The sequence below is a fragment of the Comamonas sp. genome (genome assembly GCF_036643215.1).
Classification (GTDB): Bacteria; Pseudomonadota; Gammaproteobacteria; order Burkholderiales; family Burkholderiaceae_C; genus Comamonas.
Genome location: NZ_JAVXSJ010000074.1, coordinates 1 through 3,905, shown reverse-complemented (window position 1 = coordinate 3,905; position 3,905 = coordinate 1). Strand labels below are relative to the sequence as shown.

Annotated in this window: 3 protein-coding genes and 2 tRNA genes; all 5 read right to left on the bottom strand. The window is 57.1% G+C overall.

The genetic code is table 11. The features are described from left to right. Positions 1 to 141 precede the first annotated feature (141 nt). Positions 142 to 1,350: an efflux RND transporter periplasmic adaptor subunit gene (locus RSF91_RS19625; protein WP_332569978.1), complete on the bottom strand. Its 1,209-nt coding sequence runs from the start codon at positions 1,348 to 1,350 to the stop codon at positions 142 to 144. 46 nt (positions 1,351 to 1,396) lie between these two features. Continuing rightward, positions 1,397 to 2,662 carry a TolC family protein gene (locus RSF91_RS19620; RefSeq protein WP_332569977.1) on the bottom strand — a complete coding sequence of 422 codons (1,266 nt, stop codon included), beginning with the start codon at positions 2,660 to 2,662 and terminating at the stop codon, positions 1,397 to 1,399. Between the two features lie 320 nt (positions 2,663 to 2,982). After that, positions 2,983 to 3,396, bottom strand: a complete 414-nt coding sequence (locus RSF91_RS19615) for a hypothetical protein (protein ID WP_332569976.1) — start codon at positions 3,394 to 3,396, stop codon at positions 2,983 to 2,985. A 280-nt stretch (positions 3,397 to 3,676) separates the two neighbouring features. Continuing rightward, positions 3,677 to 3,753, bottom strand: a tRNA-Asp gene (locus RSF91_RS19610). 48 nt (positions 3,754 to 3,801) lie between these two features. Continuing rightward, positions 3,802 to 3,877 (bottom strand) — tRNA-Glu (locus RSF91_RS19605). Positions 3,878 to 3,905: the final 28 nt, after the last annotated feature.

Genomic DNA, 3,905 nt, shown 5'->3' with positions numbered 1-3,905 from the left:
TGCACATTGGTCACATCGGGGAAGGCATCCACCGACAGATTCATGGCAGCACGCAGGCCAAATCCACAGACAACCAGCGCCAGCACAATCACCACCAGCCGCTGCGATAGCGCGGCACGAATCATGGAGGCAATCATGGGCTTACTCCAGCTCAGCGCGCTTGCGCTCGTTGTTCAGGTGGAAAGCACCTTCAATCACGATCTGCGTGCCTTCGCTCAGGCCCTTAATAACAGGTCGCAACTCACCGCTGGCAGCACCCAGTTCCACAGGCGTCAGGCGATAGTGGTTCTCCGCCTTTTTCACGTAAACGTGGTCCTTGTCGTTCTCACGCACCACAGCCAAAGCAGGAATAGCCAGCGTCTTTTCCATCGCACCCTGAATCTTCATGGTGGCCAGCATCTGCGGCTTGAGTGCCAGATCCTGGTTATCGACCTGGGTACGAATCGTCACTGTTCGGGTCTCGGGCGACACGGTATCGCCCACATAAATGATCTTGCCGGCGATCGTTGCTTCTTCAACCGTCAGGCCAAGTGCAGGCACATCAATCTGCACGTTCTGACCAGTCTTCACGCTTCGCGCAATTTGTTCAGGCAAAGCACCCACCACCCAGACGCTGGACAGATCTGCCACCGTGAACAAGGGGTCACCGGGCTGCGCCACCTGCCCTTGGCTGATCTGGCGCTCAATCACGATGCCGGCAGCGGAGGCGGTAATGGCTGCATTAGGAGCCACACTGCCCTGCGCACGCAGACGCGTCAGCGCATCAGAGGACAGCCCCATCAGCTTGAGCTGGTCACCCGCCGCACGCAGCTCAGCGCGGGCAATCTGCACTTCAGACTCGCGGCGCTGCAGTTCGGCAGAACCAATCACATCCGCCGCAATCAGTTGACGCGCACGCTCAGCAGAGCGCTCGGCCAGAGTCGCTGTGGCGCTGGCGCGCATATAGGCCAGTTGAGCGGTGGTCAGCTCAGGGCTGGCCACACGCGCCAGGGTCTGGCCCAGCTTCACCCGGTCACCGGTTTCGGCCAGCACATCCGTCACACGACCGGTCACTGCGGCACCGATACGGGTCACCTTGCGTTCATTGGCTTCGATACGACCGGCTATTTCCAGCACAGAAGCCACTTCAGACTGAGTCACAGCGGCCGTCTTGAAGCTAGTCGCCATCTCAGCAGAGACTTTGACTTCCATGGGATCCAGCTCAGCCGGCGCATTGGCAGCAGCCACAGCGGCAGCCGCTGATTCATCTTTGCCGCAAGCCGTCAAAGTCAGCGTGGCAAGTCCAGCCAATGCCAGCGCCAGAACCAGAGAGACAGGACGATTCGTCCTGGATTGATGATGAGAAGACATATAGCGAATTCAAAGAATACGAAAACGGGGTCTTAGCTTTGAGCGATCAAAGCGCGGAAGGCTCGGCGTAACGGCCAGCCAGAAAATCCAGTTCAATCCGGGCGGACTGCAGCTGATAGCGCGCTTCCAGCAAATCGGCACGCACCGTGCGCAACACGCGCTGGGCATCCAGCACATCCAGAATGCCGCGCTCGCCATAGCGGTAGGCGGCCTCAGCCACACGCAATGCAGACTCCGCTTCACGCACCGAGCCTTCGCTCAGTGCCTTGGTGCGAACCTTGGCCATCTCCATGACCTTTTCGGCCTGAAGCATTTGCTGCTCAAGCTCTGCCTTGCGACCTTCCATGCGCAGGCGGGCGCGCTCGGCCTCGGATGCCGCCTCGTCAATCGGGCCGCGTCGCTGGTCAAACAAAGGAATCTGCACGCTCACACCCAGGGTGTTGTTGCGAATATCGGGCTCGCGCGTCTGCGCATAACGCAGCTCAAGCCCGGGCCAGCGGCTGGCCTTGGCGCCTTGCTTGTGGGCTTCAGCCTTGTCTACCTCTGACTGCAACTGCAGCAACTCGGGATGCGCCTGCCAGTTAATGCTGTGCAACTGAGCATTCGCCACAGGGTCTTGCAGCGACAGTGCAAGGTCAAAACGCTGAGGCAGCTGACCAGCCGCCATGCGGTTGAGTGTGAGCTGAGACTGCTCCGCCATCAATTTGGCCGTTTGCTCTTGCTGGCGTGCATTGATCAGCTCGGCATCGGCCTTGATGATTTCGTAACGCGCAGCTTCTCCGCTGGAGACGCGAACACGCACACGCTCATGCGCCTGCTCCAGCAGCTTGACCGCGTCATAAGCGGCCTGAGCCTGAGCCTGACGCAGCACTACTTCATATGCCTTGAGCTTGACCTGCGCCACCAGCGCATTGCGAGATGCCGCAATCTGATGCACAGAAGCCCGCTGACCCGCCTGTGCAGCCTCAATACGAGCATTACGCACCGAAGGCATCTCAATAGGCACAGAAATGCCCATGCTCTGCACATTACCCGGCGTGGCCGATGCCATGCGCGCCTTGTTGTCGCCACGGCTCCATTCCAGCTTAGGGTTAGGCAAGGCGCCTGCGCTGACCACGGCAGCCTGAGCGGTCACACTCGACTGCTGCACGGAACGCAGCTCAGGGTTGTTGTCGAGCACGGTCTGCACCAGCTGCGTCAGTGACAGTTGAGGCTGAGCCTTATCTGAAATGGTGCTACTGATCTGTGGTGCACTGGAACTAGGGGTCTGCGCATGTGCAGACAACGCTGCAGCCACACAGATTCCCAGCATTGCAGTACGTTTGAGGCGCAGTTTAGGTGTGGCTTTGGCCGGTAGGTACGCCGGCACTATCGATCTATTGAACATAGAACACAGCTGCCTTCTTGAGGGCAGATAAAGTGAGAAAAGGGTAGAAAGCCCGCAAATACACACGGCATTCGCCGCGCGTGATGCGAGATCAGGTACACCTGTGCAGGTGAAGCCAACCTTTGAAATACCTAAGAGCGAAGCTCAAAAGGCAGATACATTCCAGCCTCGCAAGGCAGAATCAAAGGGCAGCAGGTATCGATGGGCGATATAGCCCAGCACAAAAGCAATGACGCGTTATTGCGTCAGGCGCGCTGGAGCTTGCCTGCCAACGGCAGGCTCATCCTTGGCGGACGCAGCATGCTGTCAGGCCAAGGAGAAGTTGGGTGCACCATATGCCCCTGTGGAGGCACCCAGACATGAGCCACCCCGACAGCTACCGCGTCGGGTGGGCCAAACAATTCATTGCGATCATCCTGCGCTGTATTGAGTTCAGCAGTGCGGTGAGGTCGATGAATGGAATACTCCAGCGCATCGTCTTCCACATCCTCTTCAAACTCCTGCAGCACATCCACGCCGTACTCATGCGGCTCAGCTTCGAGCACATAAGCCAGAGCTACCACATCTTGCGAGCCAGCAGGCCACATAACTGCGAGCTGCACTCCAAGGATGGAGGCAAACATCAGCAGCGACAGCAAGAAAGAAAACGCCGGACGCATGGATCAGAAGAAGAATGTCAGAAGTGGACGAGAAGATAGATGATGACCATCAATCAGAAGCAATTCCTGATGGTGAGTAGATGGTGTACTGCATAGCAACAAAAGTTCCCGTATTGAAAACTTTTGTTAGCAGTTGCAAGTGGGTAAACCATAGCGTATCGCCATAGCACTTGCATGGCAAGGGTATCTCGCTAGGAAATTAGGAGCTAAAAACTCTTTTTACACGACAAAACCCAAAAAAAAAGCCGCAACCAATTTCTTGATTGCGGCTTTTTAAATCTGGCGGAGTGGACGGGACTCGAACCCGCGACCCCCGGCGTGACAGGCCGGTATTCTAACCAACTGAACTACCACTCCTGGCAGGAAGCTTCGCTATACAATGTATAGCTACCAGCGCTTCAAACTTGGCGACCCTACGGGGATTCGAACCCCGGTACCTACCGTGAAAGGGTAGTGTCCTAGGCCTCTAGACGATAGGGTCAATCCTAGAACGATTCTGATTTTTCAAT

Bases quoted from the DNA above. Each gene is read 5' to 3' on its own strand.
- RSF91_RS19625 (WP_332569978.1), bottom strand. From the start codon at position 1,350: ATGTCTTCTCATCATCAATCCAGGACGAATCGTCCTGTCTCTCTGGTT.
- RSF91_RS19620 (WP_332569977.1), bottom strand. From the start codon at position 2,662: ATGCTGGGAATCTGTGTGGCTGCAGCGTTGTCTGCACATGCGCAGACC.
- RSF91_RS19615 (WP_332569976.1), bottom strand. From the start codon at position 3,396: ATGCGTCCGGCGTTTTCTTTCTTGCTGTCGCTGCTGATGTTTGCCTCC.